Here is an 18208-nt window from a genome sequence, read left to right as displayed (position 1 = left end):
CATCGCTTGAAGTATGTATTTTGGCGTTGAGCGCAGTCAGGAATATTGCCGACAAAGACGATGGCTCAAGTGAGCCGCCACGGACAGATCTGCCGGGAGCAGATTTGAACGCTGCTTACAGCGGCTCCGAAGGGGTGAGTCCCAGGGATAGGACGAAGACCCCGACGAAAAGCGCACTTGAGCAAGGATGCCCATCGCGTTGACAAGGCCAGCGGCTAGCGGAGGGATAGCGCAGCCACAATCTTTCGCGCAAGGCGCGGGATTGTTAAGAGTACGCGCCCACGCACCCTTAACCGGTTGAGGTATCAAGGGTTGTGTGAGCGCCAATCTCATGTCAACCGAACCATCACCTAATCATCCTTTGTACAACCTAAAAGATCACCCCGCCGAGACACGCTTGCGGCGCTTATCCAAATCTTTCAATAAGCGATTAATCTGGCTGTCAGCAAACATCTCTTCCAACGTTACACTCAGTTTACGCCGCCAGTTTGGATATTCATCACTGGTACCGGGGATGTTAACTGGCGTCGCCATATCCAGCCAGTCTTCGGGTTGCAACCCCAATAAGGCGCTGGCGCTGTCTGCAACATAACGTTGTAAACCACGATTGAGCACCGGACTCATGACAAGTAACGACGCTTTATGGCCCACTTTTTTCGGCACACAATCATAATGATGCAACCCTTCCAGTAAACCTTGTTTCGCACGTTCCCGATCAAGATAAAGTTGCTTTAATATCTGTGGGTCCGGATATAACCCCAGCTTATTCCCTAAGGTCAGGTCATCACTTTGCCAGTAACCACGCAGTGTCGGCAGGTCATGGGTGGTAATGGTTGCCATCGCTTGTACCGGGTATGACTGTGGCGCGCGGAACGTGTTTTCACTGTTATGTTCAAAATAGAGCACTTTATAGGAATACACCCCGCTGTCGCGCAGCTTACCGACGATCTCTACCGGCACCGTGCCTAAATCCTCACCGATAACCATGCAGTAGTGGCGCTGACTTTCCAATGCCAACACCGCCAGCAAGTCGTCCACAGGGTATTTTACGTAAGCGCCCTGATCGGCAGTATGCCCATAAGGTATCCACCACAAACGCAACAATGCCATGACATGATCAATGCGTAGCGCGCCGCAACTGGTCATATTGGCACGCAGCAAATCAATAAACGGCTGATAGGCGCGAGCGGCCATCACATGCGGGTCCATTGGTGGTAGCCCCCAGTTCTGACCCAGCGGCCCTAAAATATCGGGGGGTGCGCCTACCGAGGCTTTCAGGCAATATAACTCGTGATCACACCAGGTTTCCGCCCCGCCTTCTGCCACTCCAACCGCCAAATCACGGTACAAACCAATCGGCATTTTTCGCGTCTGACTGTCGCGAAAACAGTCGTCAAACTGGCTGGCCGCCAACCACTGCAACCACAGATAGAAGTTCACGTCATCGGCATGGTCGCGGCAAAAATCAACCACAGCACTGCTGTGACCGTCACGATACTTCTCTGGCCACACCGGCCAGCCCCACATCATGGGATCGTTTTCACTCAAATGGGCATGTAACGCATCAAAAGCCGCCTGTTGATGCAGGCTGCTTCCGCCCTGCTCAACAAACTGGCGGAATGCCTGCACCCGCATATCTTTTGCTTTGCGCGCGGTAAACAGGGGAAATGCCAGACGCAGAGCGGTCAGCTTGAATTGCATCACCTGCGGATAATCAACCCACTCACTGGCACGGGCTTTAGCCAGTGCGCTTTGTGTCTCGGGCTGATGCCACCACATCTGAGCCGCTTCGCTGTGCTTGAACTCATCCACGCAATTGACGTCGATATAAATCACATTCAGCCAGCGCCGTGAAGAGGGGCTATAAGGGCTGGCACTGTGGGGATTAGCCGGATATAACGCATGTATCGGATTTAAACCAATAAATGCACCGCCACGTTCCTCCACCTGCCCCAACATTTGATTTAAGTCGCCGAAATCACCGATACCCCAGTTGCGTTCAGAGCGCAAAGTATAGAGTTGGACGCAGGCTCCCCACAGTTTTTTCCCTGCCAACAACGCATTGGGTTCATAGCAGCGTTTCGGGGCCACTATCACCGAGCACTGCCACTGCTGTAAGCCTTGTTCCAGAATCAAACGGTGATAACCCTGAGGCAACGATGCTGGCAATGTCAGCGTTTTCTTGGCACTGATACGCCCTTGGTGCAACTCACCTTTTTCTGTCTGTAACTGCCAGTGATAATCGCCTGAACCCGCCATTGGCAATTGCATCGGGCTGCCAAAAGTAAATACTTTCACCACCGGTACAGGTGTACTTTCTGTCTGAGAGTGATCAAGGGCGCACGCACGCCCCATAGCCGCCAACAACTGCTGTTTGGTTTCCGGCAAAATAGCCTGCGGCTTACCATGAGCATTGATGTAATTGGCCGCTATCCCTGCCAGTGTTGCTGCTTGATCGAGCGATTTACGATCCATGCAGTCTTCTCCTTAACGTTTGGCTTGCCAGATTCGCGTTTGATAATCGCGAATTGAACGGTCAGAACTGAACATCCCTACCCGGGCAGTGTTAAGAATGGTACGGCGGGTCCATTCATCCTTATCACGGTACAGGGCATCAATTTGTTTCTGCGCCTGACAATATGAAGCGAAATCAGCCAGCACCAGATAAGGGTCGCCCCCTTCCACCAGACTATGCAGCATCATGTCAAATGCGTGTTTGTCGCCTTGGCTAAATGCACCATTGGCCAGCTCATCGAGAAGACTTTTCAGATGTGCATCCGCTTTTAGGTACTTCTGTGGCTTATAACCTTTGGCCAGAATGCTTTTTACCTGTTCAACGGTATTACCGAATATAAAGATATTCTCGTCGCCCACCTGTTCAGCTATTTCAACGTTAGCACCGTCCAGCGTGCCAACCGTCAGTGCGCCATTGAGTGCCAGTTTCATATTGCCAGTACCAGAGGCTTCTTTACCGGCAGTGGAGATCTGCTCAGATACATCCGCCGCCGGGATCATCAACTCCGCAACTGAAACTTTGTAATCTGGGATAAAGACCACTTTCAGACGATCTTTAACGATCGGATCGTTGTTAATTTTATCTGCCGCCTGATTGATCGCATAAATAATATTTTTAGCCAAATAATAGCCCGGTGCAGCTTTAGCCCCAAACAGGAATACACGCGGGGCGATATCCAACGCAGGGTTATCGCGGATCTGGCGGTACAGCGATAAAATGTGCAACAGGTTCAGATGCTGACGTTTATATTCATGCAGCCGCTTAATTTGCACATCAAAGATGGCATCCGGATTAATCACCAGCCCCATCGTCCGTTTAACGTATTCAGCCAACTTAACTTTGTTGTCATATTTAATCTGCTGATAGCGAGTGCGGAACGCCTTATCTTCGGCATAAGGCTCAAGCCCGGCTAATGCATCCAGATCATTGGCCCACTCCACTTTCAGCGTTTCATCAATCAGGCCGGACAACGCCGGATTGCACTGTTTCAACCAGCGGCGCGGCGTAATACCATTAGTCACATTGTGGAATTTATTTGGCCATAATTGATAATATTCTGGGAATAAATCTTTGATAACCAGGTCTGAATGCAATTGCGCCACACCATTGACCGCAAAACCGCTGACCACACACAAGTTAGCCATCCGCACCTGTTTATTGTGATGAACTGCTAGCTTGGCCCAGACAGCATCATCGCCCGGCCATTGTTTATCGACCAATTTCTTAAACTGCGCATTGATCTGTTTGATAATAACGAAATGGCGTGGCAGTAAGCTGCGTACCAGTTTTTCGTCCCAGCACTCAAGGGCTTCTGGCATCAGAGTGTGGTTGGTATAGGCGAAAGTTTTACGGGTAATCGCCCACGCCGCATCCCAGCTCAGTTGATGTTCATCCAGCAATATGCGCAGCATTTCAGGAATGGCGATGGTCGGGTGAGTATCATTCAACTGAATAACTTCATAATCAGGCAATTCAGCCAGCTTGCGGCCCGCCAGATGGTGCTTACGTAAGATATCCGCCACCGAACAAGCGCACTGGAAATATTGCTGCATCAGGCGCAGGCGTTTACCCGCCAGATGGTTGTCATTGGGGTACAGCACTTTAGTCAGCTTTTCTGCTTCAACGCCATTTTTCTCGGCCAGCAGGAATTTACCGTCATTAAAATTAGTTAAATCAAATGGATGCCGATGAGTTGCCTGCCATAACCGCAATGGTTGTGTCACACCATTACGAAAGCCCAGCACCGGTAAATCCCAGGCTTCACCGCGCAGCGTAAACTCAGGGTGCCACTGTTGGCGGCCATCAGCCTGTTTCTCCAGTTTGCCACCAAAGCCAACATCTACCGCCAAGGCCGCATTGTGGCGGAACCACGGATAGCTCTCGCGCAGCCAATTATCTGGCGCTTCCTGTTGCTTGCATTCACTGAACGATTGGCGGAACAGGCCATATTGATAGTTCAGGCCATAACCGGTGGCGGGCTGTTCAACGGTTGCCATCGAATCAAGGAAACAAGCCGCCAGACGCCCCAAGCCACCATTGCCCAATGCGGGGTCGGTTTCCTGCTCTAACAGGTCACTCAGATTAACCTGCTGCTCAGCCAACAGCGCCTCGACTTGGTCATACCAACCCAGGTTAATCAGGTTATTAGCGGTTAAACGGCCAATTAAAAACTCCATCGAAATGTAGTTAACATGACGCTGCACTTTTTGGTTCTTGCCCGGTGCCGGTTGCGCGGATAATTGTTCGGCTAACGCGGCGCTGACCGCTTCCCACCACTGATACGGGGTCATTTGCTGCGCGGAGGTTAGGCCAAAGCGCTGCCAGTGGCGGGTCAGTGCGGCCAGGAAATCGTCCTTTTTAAGCATAGGCTGTGACATAGGGAGGTCTCTATCCTGTGAGTTGGGTAATTTTACCCTTATCCTGCCAATGAGAATGGGCAAGAGCATCATCCTGCCGGGGGATTAGCTGGGGATGAGTCGCAGGGCGTAGCTAAAATTGTGATCCGGTGCAACTTACAGCCATAGGAAACATTAACACTATTGCAATAACATGACTGTTATCAGACCTTAGCAGTGCTGATTAATTACGAGGCTAAAAATAATTACTCTTATGAATGCCTGTAACCACCTAATGGATATCTTAGCCGCAGGGAATCCTTCTCACCGGATATTTCTCAAACCGGACGCTGTATGCTGATCCCCTCAAAACTGAGCCGCCCGGTACGGCTGCAAAATACCGTGATGCGCGACCGCCTGCTGGTAAAGTTATCAGGCGTGGCAAACTATCGCCTGACCTTGATCAATTGCCCAGCCGGTTACGGCAAGACCACGTTGATCGCTCAATGGGCTGCTGATCAATCAGATCTCGGTTGGTATTCGCTGGATGAAAGCGATAATCAGCCGGAACGATTCGCGACCTATCTGATAGCGGCGGTACAGCAAGCGACGGGAGGGCATTGCAGCAAAAGTGAGGCACTCAGTCAGAAGCACCAATATGCCAGTCTCTCCGCGCTATTTGCTCAGTTATTTATCTAATTATCTGATTGGGATGGCCCGCTTTATCTGGTGATTGATGATTATCATTTGATTACCAATGATGCGATTCATGAATCCATGCGCTTTTTCCTACGCCATCAGCCCGAAAATCTAACGCTAATTTTACTATCGCGCACCTTGCCACCATTGGGTATCGCTAACCTGCGGGTTCGCGACCAATTGCTGGAACTGGGAACACAACAGCTCGCGTTTAATCATCAGGAAGCGCAACAATTCTTCGATTGCCGTCTTTCTATACCACTGGAACAAGGCGATAGCAGCCGCTTGTGTGATGAAGTTGAAGGCTGGGCGACGGCGCTACAACTGATAGCACTATCATCGCGCCAGCCGAACTCCTCGGCGCAAAAATCCGCCAAACGTTTAGCCGGGCTGAATGCCAGCCATTTATCAGACTATCTGGTCGATGAAGTGTTGGATCAGGTTGATAGCAATGCACGCGCCTTTCTGCTGCGCTGCTCAGTTTTGCGCTCGATGAATGATGCTCTGATTGTGCGCCTGACCGGTGAAGATAACGGCCAGCAACGGCTGGAAGAGTTGGAGCGCCAGGGCTTATTTATTCATCGCATGGATGATAGCGGCGAATGGTTCTGCTTTCATCCATTATTTGCCACATTCCTGCGCCAACGCTGTCAGTGGGAATTGGCGCTAGAGCTACCCGAATTACATCATGCTGCCGCTGAGGGCTGGATGGCGCTGGGTTACCCGGCCGAAGCTATCCACCATGCCTTAGCCGCCGGTGATGTCGGCATGTTACGTGATATTTTGCTACAACACGCCTGGGCCTTGTTTAACCACAGCGAACTAGCGTTGCTGGAACAGTGTCTGGTTGCCCTACCTTACTCCCTATTAGTACAAAATCCTGAACTGGCATTGCTGCAAGCCTGGCTGGCGCAAAGCCAGCATCGCTACAGCGAGGTCAATACGTTGCTCGAACGGGCAGAATCGGCGATGCAGGAACGTAAAATTCCTGTTGATGAGATTTTACGTGCCGAGTTTGATGCGCTACGAGCGCAGGTTGCCATCAATGCCGGTAAGCCGGAAGACGCTGAAAAACTGGCCACTCAAGCGCTAAAATATCTACCAATGGCGAACTTTTACAGCCGCATTGTGGCAACGTCAGTGACCGGTGAAGTCCACCATTGCAAAAGGGAGCTAAGCCGCGCGCTGCCCATGATGCAGCAAACCGAGCAAATGGCACGCCGCCACGAAGCCTATCACTACGCTTTATGGGCATTGCTACAACAGAGCGAAATTCTGATTGCTCAGGGCTTCTTGCAAGCCGCGTATGAGACACAGGACAAAGCCTTTGAACTTATCCGCGAGCAGCATCTTGAACAGCTCCCGATGCATGAATTCCTGCTACGGATTCGCTCCCAGATATTGTGGTCATGGTCACGGTTGGATGAAGCAGAAGAAGCGGCCCGTAAAGGGATTGAAATTCTGGCTAACTATCAGCCACAGCAGCAATTACAGTGCCTGGCAATGCTGTCAAAATGTTCACTGGCTCGTGGCGATCTGGATAATGCCAATATGTATATTCAGCGCTGCGAAGTGCTTCAGCACGGCAGCCAGTATCATCTGGACTGGATTACTAACGCAGATAAACCGCGGGTGATTCACTGGCAAATGACCGGGGATAAATCTGCGGCAGCAAATTGGCTACGGCAGGCAGAAAAACCGGGTATGGCCGATAACCACTTCTTGCAAGGCCAGTGGCGTAATATCGCGCGGATACAGATCATGCTGGGCCGCTATAATGAAGCCGAAGTGGTACTGGATGAGCTGAATGAAAACGCCCGTCGCTTGCGCCTGACCAGCGATCTAAATCGTAATTTGCTGTTAAGTAACATTCTTTACTGGCAGACTGATCGTAAAGGTGAGGCACAAAAAGCCCTGATTGAGTCTCTCACCTTAGCTAATCGCACTGGTTTTATCAGTCATTTCGTTATTGAAGGCGAAGCAATGGCGCAACAGTTGCGTCAACTGATCCAGCTCAACGCACTGCCCGAACTGGAACAGCATCGTGCGCAGCGAATTTTAAAAGATATCAATCAACATCATCGGCACAAGTTCGCTCATTTCGATGAGATATTCGTCGATAAACTGCTAACTCATCCGCAAGTTCCTGAATTGATCCGCACCAGCCCGCTAACTCAATGTGAGTGGCAGGTATTAGGGCTAATTTATTCGGGTTACAGTAATGACCAAATAGCCGGGGAGTTGGCAGTGGCTGCCACCACCATTAAAACGCATATCCGTAACTTGTATCAAAAACTGGGTGTCGCCCACCGTCAGGAAGCGGTACAGCAGGCACAGCGTTTATTACAGATGATGGGATATGTTTAATAATACTATTTTAACACTGTGGTCTCATCCGCAGTGTTAAAATATAAATTCATTGTATTATATATATCAAACACATTCCCCACTTATATAATTACCTTATTTATTAATATATTATGGAAAATAGATAATCGTTTTTTGAAAGTAACCATCTCAAAACCGTTTTAACATACTATTCTGGCATTTAAATAAAGGTGGAATAGATGAGACCTATATATAACACAGTAAGTCTGCGTACAATCACTCCGAATACCATCGGTAAAAAAGAAGAAATAACTGCCAATACTTCTATCAAGGTAGAATCAATAAAAAATACCCCCATTAAACTGAACAGATATGGTGGAGTGTTCTTGGACGTACTCTCAAAAAGTTCATCCACCGAGGCTGGAAACATTAATGGTATAAAAAACAACCTAAACATACCAAAATCAGATAATTACAGCACGCTAAATAAACAAGGAACGCTCTTTAAAGGAATTTTCCAGAATAATTCATTCTCTAAACCTGGAACGATTACAAACAAGCTCATCAATACAAAAAATAGCGAAAACAAAACTGAATGGAATACCCATAACCCACTAAATAAACACGGAAATACATTCCAAGGAATTCCATCAGAGAGTTTACCTGTCTCGAATATCAACGAGGAGCTTGGCGAAAGTGACCACTTGCGAATCTGGAGCTTTGATGTGCTGGCGGATACAGTATTATTTCCTGAACCAATCAATACAAAACAGGAAACACTGATTAATAGTGATGAAAATTTCACGCCCTTTAGACAAACATATGAAACAAACAAAACATATTATACACTTGCATTTGACGTTCAGAATTAATTAAACAAAAAATTGGCCGCTCCAGACTAATGATAAAATCTATCAACGTTGTTACCCACTGGCCTCCAAATCAACTAATCGCTTTATCAACAAACTCAATTGCCCTTTTTAAAAAAAAGGGCAATTGAGCATCAACAAATAAAACGCGGCTAAATAGGTTCTCTCTCATCCAATACCACCACACTCACTCTGGTCTTTATTGTGCGAAATGTGATTATAATCGCGGATAGCATCTCCTCCTCGATCTCGTTTTTGCAAGGTAGACAGCAATATGGAACAGTTTGAAACAATCAGTATTGAGCAGGCCTATAACCGCCTAAAAGAAAACAAAGCAGTTTTAGTTGATATCCGCGATCCACAAAGTTATGAAGCCGGTCACGCGCCAGATGCATTCCATCTGACCAATGGCAGCCTGCAACCTTTTATGCAGCAAACCGATTTTGAGCAACCCGTGATGGTAATGTGCTACCACGGTAATAGCAGCAAAGGGGCAGCTCAGTATTTACTCCAGCAAGGTTTTGAGGCGGTTTACAGCATTGATGGCGGTTTTGAGGCTTGGGCCAAAAGCTATCCGCAAGAAGTTGTTCACGGAATTACCTGATTTCTATAACTCGTTTATTGTCAGCTATTCGCCACGAGTGGACAGATTGTGATATTTTTAAGCACTTTGATTAAAACCTCGTTAGACGATGGGCAATATGATTCGTGTAATAGCAATATCTAATCTACGTCTGGCGCAGGCCTTTGTTGATTATATGGCCACCCGCAATGTGGCATTAGAAGTGCGTCGTGACAGCCAAGGCGCAGAGATTTGGCTCGCCGATGACGAGCAACTGCCGTTGGTGCAGCATGAGCTGGAACAGTTTCTACTCGATCCCCTCAACCCACGCTATCAGGCCGCCAGTTGGCAGTCCGGTAATCTGCATTCTGATTTAAACTATCAGCGCTTTCCCTATCTCCAGACCATACGTAGCCAGGCCGGGCCACTGACGCTGTCAGTGATGGTACTCTGTATCGCCATCTATATATTAATGCAATTTGTTGGCGATCTTGCAGTAATGTCCTGGCTTGCCTGGCCTCGTGACGAGAGTCAATATCTGCAAGTCTGGCGTTGGGTCAGCCATGCTCTGCTGCACTTTTCGCTGCTGCATATCCTGTTTAACCTGATGTGGTGGTGGTATCTGGCCGGGCAGATGGAAAAACGGCTTGGCACCGGCAAGCTGCTGGTATTAACTATTGTTTCAGCCTTGTTCAGTGGCTGGGGGCAATCATTGTTCAGCGGCGCGAATTTTGGCGGTTTGTCTGGTGTGGTATATGCATTAATGGGCTATGTCTGGTTGACCGGTGAACGCGCCCCCGAACGGGGTATCTCGCTGCCGCGTGGCTTGATGGCTTTTTCCGTACTCTGGCTGGTTGCCGGATATTTCGATATTTTAGGTTTATCGATTGCCAACGCAGCCCATGTGTCAGGTTTGATTATTGGGTTATTAATGGCTTGTTGGGACACGCGCAACAGCGCAAGAACCGCACAATAACTGCCTGGAACAACCAGGCGCATTAGGGGATTATCGTGAAGCAAACGCAGCGGCATGATGCGATTATCGAGCTGGTACGCCAACAGGGTTACGTCAGCACTGAAGAGTTAGTGGAACATTTTGCCGTTAGCCCGCAAACCATCCGGCGTGATTTGAATGATTTAGCGGACCAAAACAAGATTCACCGTCATCATGGTGGCGCAGCATTGCCTTCCAGCTCAGTCAATGCGGCTTATAACGATCGCAAAGTGATGTGGTCGGAAGAAAAAGCCCGTATCGCCCAACGCGTTGCCAGCCAAATCCCCGACGGTGCAACACTGTTTATTGATATCGGTACTACACCCGAAGCGGTGGCTCATGCCCTGATGAACCATAAAGGTCTACGGGTGGTGACCAACAATCTGAATGTGGCAACGTTGCTGACCGCCAAAGAGGATTTCCGCCTGATTCTGGCGGGCGGTGAAGTGCGTACCCGAGATGGAGGGATTATTGGCGAAACCACACTGGACTTCATCTCTCAGTTCCGTCTTGATTACGGCATTCTTGGTATCAGCGGCATTGATATGGACGGCTCATTGTTGGAGTTTGATTACCATGAAGTGCGCACCAAGCGGGCGATTATCGAGAACTCCCGTTGTGTAATGCTGGTAACCGATCACTCCAAGTTTGGCCGTAACGCGATGGTAAATTTGGGAAATATGAATTTAATTGATTATCTATTTACAGATCAGATGCCCCCCGCCAGCGTGATGAAAATTATTGAACAGCATGAAGTTCAACTGGAATTATGTTAGCCGTTTGTTTTGGTGATTCAGTTCAGTGATTTGGTTCAGTTGTTAGATCAGATCCCCCTTTCCCTCCCACATTTTGATAACAAAAATGTTACCTCCATCACGGGCGAATGTTTTTTTTTGGTTAACTCTTGGCTTGTTTGTTGGTTTTTGATTACAATCGTGAGCGAAATCGAACATTAAAGAGCTATTTCGAACATCCGGAGGGAGTAAGCATGGAAACCAAAGACTTGATCGTTATCGGTGGTGGTATCAACGGTGCCGGTATCGCTGCGGATGCTGCGGGTCGTGGCCTGTCAGTTCTGCTGCTGGAAGCGCAAGACTTGGCCTGTGCTACGTCTTCCGCCAGCTCCAAACTTATCCACGGTGGCTTGCGCTATCTGGAACATTACGAATTCCGTCTGGTGAGCGAAGCACTGGCTGAACGTGAAGTTTTACTGAGAATGGCACCGCACATCGCCTTTCCCATGCGTTTCCGCTTACCCCATCAGCCCCATCTGCGCCCGGCGTGGATGATTCGCACCGGTTTGTTCCTGTACGACCATTTAGGCAAGCGTACCAGCCTGCCAGCCAGTAAAGGGCTACGTTTTGGGCCTGAATCCGTATTGAAACCTGAATTAGTGCGCGGTTTCGAATATTCGGACTGCTGGGTAGATGATGCTCGTCTGGTGGTGCTGAATGCTCAGGAAGTCGTCGAGCGTGGCGGTGAAGTCCGTACCCGTACCAAAGTGACCCGAGCCTGGCGTGAGCAAGGCCTGTGGATGGTTGAAGCCATTGACGTCAATACCGGTAAAACCCTCACCTGGCGCGCCAAAGGCTTAGTCAATGCGACCGGCCCGTGGGTTAAACAATTCTTCGACGATGGTCTGAAGCTGAAATCACCTTATGGCATCCGCCTGATTAAAGGCAGCCATATTGTGGTGCCACGCGTGCATAACCAACCACAGGCTTATATTCTGCAAAACGAAGACCACCGTATCGTTTTCGTCATCCCGTGGTTGGATGAATATTCCATCATCGGTACGACAGATGTGGAATATCACGGCGATCCGAAAGAGGTGAAGATCGACTCACAGGAGATAGACTATCTGCTGAAAGTGTATAACGATCACTTTAAAAAGCAGTTGGGCCGTGACGATATCGTCTGGACCTATTCTGGTGTGCGCCCGCTGTGTGACGATGAATCGGATTCGCCGCAAGCCGTCACCCGTGATTACACACTGGATGTCGCCGATGACGCCGGTAAAGCACCATTGCTGTCAGTATTCGGTGGCAAATTGACCACGTATCGCAAGTTGGCTGAACACGCACTGGAAAAACTGTCAGGTTACTATTCCAATATCGGCCCAGCGTGGACCAAAAACGGCGCGCTGCCAGGTGGTGATATTGGTGGCAGCCGCGATAACTATATTGTTCAACTGCGCCACCGCCACAACTGGTTACCCGAAGGGCTGGCCCGCCGCTATACCTGCACTTACGGTAGCCATAGCGAACTGATACTGGCGGATGCCACCCGTATCGAGAGCTTAGGTGAACACTTCGGCCACGGCCTGTATGAGGCAGAACTGCGTTATCTGGTTGAGAAAGAGTGGGTAGTTGAACTGGATGATGCTATCTGGCGTCGTACCAAGTTAGGCATGATGCTGGACGATGCGCAGAAACAGCGCGTTGCACAATGGCTGGCGCAAGCACAAGCAGAGAAACAGCAGGCACTGTCGCTGGTTTCCTGATAACGCTGCGTTGCTTAGTCTGAGCAATTGAAAAACCCCTCTCACTGTCACCGGTGAGAAGGGTTTTGTTATTGGTTTAGTGAATTATATTCTGAGTTAATCATTACAGATTGATTGGCTTAATATGCCAAATTTCGTCGGCGTACTCTTGAATTGTCCGATCCGAGGAGAAATAACCCATATTGGTAATATTAAGTGCAGCTTTACGTGTCCACTTATCTGGATTGCTGTACAGCTCATCGACTTTATCTTGAGTGTCTACATAACTACGATAATCTGCCAGCAACTGATAGTGATCCCCCAAATTCACCAGTGAATCAAACAAGCTGGTGTAACGATGAGGCTCTTCCGGGCTGAAAGTGCCGGTGGCAATTTGTGTTAATACCTGATGCAATTCAGTATCTTCATCGTAATATTTTCGTGGGTTATAGCCATCATTACGCAGTGCCTCAACCTGTGCGGTGGTATTACCAAAAATAAAGATATTATCCTCACCCACATGTTCTTGGATCTCGACATTCGCCCCATCCAGCGTACCAATAGTCAGCGCGCCATTCAGGGCAAACTTCATATTACTGGTACCCGAGGCTTCAGTGCCGGCCAGCGAAATCTGTTCGGACAGATCAGCGGCTGGAATGATTAACTGCGCCAGGCTGACACTGTAATTAGGGATAAACACCACTTTTAGCAAATTATTAATACTTTCATTATTGTTAATGACTTTGGCAACATCGTTGATCAGGTGAATAATTTGTTTAGCATTGTAATAAGCCGATGCCGCTTTACCCGCAAAAATCACCACGCGCGGCACCCACGCCTCATCCGGTGCCTCAAGGATACGGTTATAGCGAGTAATCACATGCAACACATTCAACAATTGCCGTTTGTACTCATGAATACGCTTGATTTGCACATCAAATAACGCCGCCGGGTCCACGACAACATTCAGCTTTTTGGCTATATAAATCGCCAGCCGTTTTTTATTCTCCAGCTTTGCCTCTTGAAGCTTCTGCAAGAAACTCGGGAAATCGAGATTCTTTTCCAACTCATTGAGTTGACTCAGGTCAGTACGCCAATTGTGGCCAATGCTGTCATCCAATACTTTCGACAATGGCCGGTTAGCCAGCGCCAGCCAACGCCGTGGGGTGACACCATTGGTTTTATTACAGAATCGATTGGGGAAGATACTGGCAAAATCTTTAAACAGTGACGTCACCATCAGCTCTGAGTGCAAGGCTGACACGCCGTTGACTTTATGGCTGGCAATCACCGCAAGCCAAGCCATACGTATCTTCCGGCCATTCTGCTCATCAATAATCGATACCCGTCGTAACAGATCAGCGTCACCCGGATACTGCTCTTCAACCGACTTGAGGAAATAATCATTGATTTCAAAGATGATTTGCAGATGGCGTGGCAGGATCTTACCAATCATATCGACTGGCCAGGTTTCCAATGCTTCCGTCATCAACGTGTGGTTGGTGTAAGAGAATACTTGCTGTACCACATTCCAGGCATCTTCCCAGCCAAATTTATGTTCATCGATCAATAAACGCATCATTTCAGGAATTGAAAGCACCGGGTGCGTATCATTGAGGTGAATGGCGATTTTATCTGCCAGATTGCTGAATGGATTGCCAGATGGGTTGTCGGACTTTTTGTGCATCATCCAATGGCGGTTGAGAATGTCCTGCACCGTCGCTGACACTAAAAAGTACTCTTGGCGCAAACGCAGTTCTCGCCCGGAGTAGGTGGAGTCATCGGGATACAGCACGCGGGATACGTTTTCTGAGTGGTTTTTATCTTCAACCGCGGCAAAATAGTCACCTTGATTGAATTTACCCAGATTGATTTCATTACTGGCCTGTGCAGACCATAAGCGCAGTGTATTGGTGGCATCTGTATCAAAACCAGGAATGATTTGATCGTAAGCACAGGCGAGGATCTCTTCGGTTTCCAGCCAGCGGGCCTTGCTACCTTCCTGCTGGATACGGCCACCAAAGCGCACTTTATAGCGGGTATTGTGCCGTGGGAACTCCCAGGCGTTACCGTATTCCAACCAGTTATCTGGTGATTCCATCTGTTGGCCGTTCACTATCTTCTGGCTGAACATACCGTACTCGTAACGGATACCGTAACCGCGCCCCGGCAGTTCCAGTGTTGCCAGCGAATCAAGGAAACAGGCTGCCAAACGCCCCAGCCCCCCATTACCTAAACCGGGGTCGTTCTCTTCTTGCAACAGCTCAGACAGGTTAAGGCCCATTTCATCCAGCGCCTGCTCGATATCGCCATATATCCCCATCGATAACAGAGCATTAGATAGCGTGCGGCCCAATAAAAACTCCATCGACAAATAGTAAACCTGCCGAACGTCTTGTGATAATTGAGCGCGGTTGGAACGTAACCAGCGTTCGACCATACGGTCGCGAACTGCGAATAACGTCGCGTTCAGCCAGTCATGCTGAGTTGCAATGGAAGGATCTTTGCCAACAATAAACATCAGTTTGTAGGCTATGGAGTGTTTCAACGCATCCACACTGACTATGGGTGAGGTATAACTGAACGGTGATGTCATAGCGGTTTTCCCAATTCGTGTTTACAGTCGTATTTACAACCAATCGTCTTTACAACCGATCGGCAAACTAGAGACGCCGATAAAGTGACAGATAATCTGCCGCAGCGACTTGCCAGCCGAAATCCAACCCCATCGCATGGCGCTGAACATGACGCCAATGCTTTGGCCGGCTCCACAGTACAAAAGCACGGCGTATTGCCCGTACCAATTCCTGCACATCGCATTCATCAAACACAAACCCCGAGGCCGTGCCATCTGCCAGATTCTCCAGCGCACAATCCACCACGGTATCGGCCAGCCCACCGGTATGCCGCACCAGCGGCAAAGTGCCATATTTCAAACCATACAACTGCGTTAACCCGCAGGGTTCAAAGCGGCTCGGTACCAGAATGACATCCGCACCGGCGATAATCCGGTGGGAGAATGCTTCGTGATAGCCAATTTGTACCCCAACCTGGCCGGAATAGTCTGCGGCGGCGGCCAAGAACTCCTCTTGTAAAATGGCATCCCCGGCCCCCAGTACCACCAACTGCCCACCCAGTTGCAGTAAATCTGGCAAGGCTTCCAGCACCAAATCCAACCCTTTTTGTGCCGTCAACCTGCTAACAACCGCAAAGATGGGTTTCTTCTCCGTCACCTCCAGCCCCATCGTGGTTTGCAAGTGTGCTTTGTTCACAGCTTTTGCTTGCAGGTTTTCTACGTCATAGCAAGCATGTAGCAAGGCGTCGCTCTGCGGGCTCCAAATATTGCTATCTACCCCGTTGAGAATCCCGGTTAACCGCCCCTGACTGGCCCGCTCTTGCAGCAGCCCTTCCATGCCGTAACCAAATGCAGGCTGGGTTATCTCTTTGGCGTAAGTCGGGCTGACGGTGGTGACGTGGTCTGCAAAGAATAATCCGGCCTTCAGGTAAGAAATTTGCCCATAAAACTCCAGCCCGTACATTTGAAAAAAGGTTGCTGGCAGTTGTAATTCAGCTAAGTGATGGCCAGAGAATAGCCCTTGGTAAGCCAAATTATGGACGGTAAAGACCGATCGTGCAGGCCGCCCACGCGCCGCGAGATAAGCACAAGCTAGCCCGGCATGCCAATCATGGGCATGAACAACCTCTGGCCACCAGTACCCGTCCAACCCACACGCCAGTTCGCACGCCATCCAGCCCAATAAGGCAAAACGGCGATAGTTATCGGCATAAGCATGTAAAGATTGGGAGTGATAAGGGCTACCCGCCCGGTCATAAAGGCCCGGTGCATCAATCAAATAGATGCCGATCCCCTGATAGTGGCCATAGCGCAGAGAAACTCGGCCAGCAAAGGTATCAATCTCCCTGACCAAAACAGTGTCCGGAATACCTCTGCGCAAATCAGGGAAAGCAGGTAGCATCACCCGGACATCCGCCCCCTCAGCTATCTGAGCGGCAGGTAAAGCACCAACAACATCGGCCAGCCCCCCCGTTTTCAGCAAAGGGAACAGCTCAGTACATACGTGTAAGACCCGCATCGTGACTCCTGACACCTATCAGATAAATAAAATCGCCCTATTTTGCTGCCAGGTTCGCCAGCATTTCACGCGTGACCAGCACCACCCCGCCCTCCGAGCGATAAAAACGCTTACTGTCTTCATCGGCGTTCTCCCCAATAACCGTCCCTTCGGGTATGTGGCAGGCACGGTCAATTATGCAACGGCGCAGGCGGCACGAACGGCCAACATTGACATCCGGCAGCAGAACGGTGGAATCAATGGTGCAAAATGAGTTCACTCGTACCCGCGGGAACAGCACCGAATGCACCACGACCGATCCAGACACAATGCAGCCACCGGAAACCAGCGAGTTCATAGTCATACCGTGGCTGCCTGAGCGATCCTGCACAAACTTGGCGGGCGGCAACGGCTCCATATGAGTACGAATCGGCCAGGCACGGTCGTACATATCCAGCTCGGGTGTCACCGAGGCTAAATCAAGATTCGCCCGCCAGTAGGCATCCAGTGTCCCGACATCACGCCAGTAAGGCGGCAGCTCAGCATTAGACGTCACGCAGGAAAGGTCAAACGGATGCGCCCAAGCCACTTTTTGCGCTGTCAGTTTCGGGATCAAATCTTTGCCAAAATCATGGGTGGAACCGAGGGTGTTCATATCCTCTTCTAATAATTTAAAAAGATAATCAGCATTGAAAATATAGATCCCCATGCTGGCGAGCGCCATATCCGGGCGACCCGGCATTGAGGGTGCATTCGTGGGTTTTTCATAAAATGCGGTGATGCGATAATCATCGGCCACTTCCATCACACCAAACTCATTTGCCTCTTTAATCGGTACGGGAATACAGGCGACAGTACATTCCGCCCCTTTCTCCACATGATCGATTAACATGCGCGAATAATCCATTTTGTAGATGTGGTCACCGGCCAGAATAACGACATATTCCGCCTCATAGCGGCGAATAATATCCAGATTTTGATACACCGCATCAGCGGTGCCTTTGTACCAGTGCTCGGTGCTCAAGCGTTGTTGGGCAGGTAATAAATCCACAAATTCGTTCATTTCTTCGTTCAGGAATGACCAGCCGCGTTGAATGTGCTGAACCAAAGTATGGGATTGATACTGAGTGATGACTCCGATGCGACGAATTCCGGAGTTCAGGCAGTTGGATAAGGCAAAATCAATGATGCGGAATTTACCGCCAAAATGTACCGCAGGTTTGGCTCGGGTGGCGGTCAAATCTTTCAACCGCGAGCCACGCCCCCCTGCCAGAATCAGCGCAACAGATTTGTTTGGTAATACTCGGGCTAACATCAACGGATCTTTGTTTTCGAATTTAACCACAGCTA

The 18208-nt window shown here is 49.4% G+C and carries 10 protein-coding genes and 2 pseudogenes; 7 read left to right on the top strand and 5 right to left on the bottom strand.

Annotated features, from left to right (window positions below):
- Positions 1–203, top strand: a pseudogene (locus tag YALDO0001_RS21565) (hypothetical protein); the annotation flags it as partial.
- Between the two features lie 175 nt (positions 204–378).
- Here YALDO0001_RS21565 and malQ read toward each other — a convergent pair.
- Both malQ and malP read right to left on the bottom strand, forming a co-directional pair.
- A complete protein-coding gene (gene malQ, locus YALDO0001_RS02840; RefSeq protein ID WP_004699686.1) occupies positions 379–2475 on the bottom strand; it encodes a 4-alpha-glucanotransferase in 2097 nt (698 codons plus the stop codon).
- 12 nt (positions 2476–2487) lie between these two features.
- Positions 2488–4893 (bottom strand): maltodextrin phosphorylase, encoded by a 2406-nt coding sequence (malP, locus tag YALDO0001_RS02835; protein WP_042839319.1) that lies wholly within the window; start codon positions 4891–4893, stop codon positions 2488–2490.
- A 312-nt stretch (positions 4894–5205) separates the two neighbouring features.
- Between malP and malT the strand changes: the two are divergent.
- The 6 genes and pseudogenes from malT to glpD all read left to right on the top strand — a co-directional run bounded on the left by malT (position 5206) and on the right by glpD (position 12806).
- Positions 5206–7917: pseudogene (malT, locus tag YALDO0001_RS02825) on the top strand (HTH-type transcriptional regulator MalT).
- Positions 7918–8117: 200 nt separating this feature from the next.
- A complete protein-coding gene (locus YALDO0001_RS02820; protein ID WP_042839318.1) occupies positions 8118–8750 on the top strand; it encodes a hypothetical protein in 633 nt (210 codons plus the stop codon).
- A 271-nt stretch (positions 8751–9021) separates the two neighbouring features.
- Positions 9022–9351 (top strand): thiosulfate sulfurtransferase GlpE, encoded by a 330-nt coding sequence (gene glpE / locus YALDO0001_RS02815; RefSeq protein ID WP_004699675.1) that lies wholly within the window; start codon positions 9022–9024, stop codon positions 9349–9351.
- A gap of 97 nt (positions 9352–9448) precedes the next feature.
- A complete protein-coding gene (gene glpG / locus YALDO0001_RS02810; RefSeq protein WP_042547471.1) occupies positions 9449–10285 on the top strand; it encodes a rhomboid family intramembrane serine protease GlpG in 837 nt (278 codons plus the stop codon).
- Between the two features lie 35 nt (positions 10286–10320).
- A complete protein-coding gene (locus tag YALDO0001_RS02805) occupies positions 10321–11079 on the top strand; it encodes a DeoR/GlpR family transcriptional regulator (RefSeq protein WP_004699671.1) in 759 nt (252 codons plus the stop codon).
- Positions 11080–11291: 212 nt separating this feature from the next.
- Positions 11292–12806, top strand: a complete 1515-nt coding sequence (gene glpD, locus YALDO0001_RS02800) for a glycerol-3-phosphate dehydrogenase (RefSeq protein WP_004699669.1) — start codon at positions 11292–11294, stop codon at positions 12804–12806.
- Between the two features lie 103 nt (positions 12807–12909).
- Here the strand turns inward: glpD and glgP are convergent, their stop codons facing one another.
- The 3 genes from glgP to glgC form a co-directional block, all read right to left on the bottom strand.
- A complete protein-coding gene (gene glgP / locus YALDO0001_RS02795; protein ID WP_004699667.1) occupies positions 12910–15381 on the bottom strand; it encodes a glycogen phosphorylase in 2472 nt (823 codons plus the stop codon).
- Positions 15382–15448: 67 nt separating this feature from the next.
- On the bottom strand, positions 15449–16879 hold the full coding sequence (gene glgA / locus YALDO0001_RS02790; protein WP_042839317.1) for a glycogen synthase GlgA: 1431 nt from the start codon (positions 16877–16879) through the stop codon (positions 15449–15451).
- A gap of 37 nt (positions 16880–16916) precedes the next feature.
- Positions 16917–18203 carry a glucose-1-phosphate adenylyltransferase gene (gene glgC, locus YALDO0001_RS02785; RefSeq protein WP_004699663.1) on the bottom strand — a complete coding sequence of 429 codons (1287 nt, stop codon included), beginning with the start codon at positions 18201–18203 and terminating at the stop codon, positions 16917–16919.
- Positions 18204–18208: the final 5 nt, after the last annotated feature.

Source organism: Yersinia aldovae ATCC 35236, assembly GCF_000173735.1.
Classification (GTDB): domain Bacteria; phylum Pseudomonadota; class Gammaproteobacteria; order Enterobacterales; family Enterobacteriaceae; genus Yersinia; species Yersinia aldovae.
This window is presented reverse-complemented; position numbering and strand designations above follow the sequence as displayed.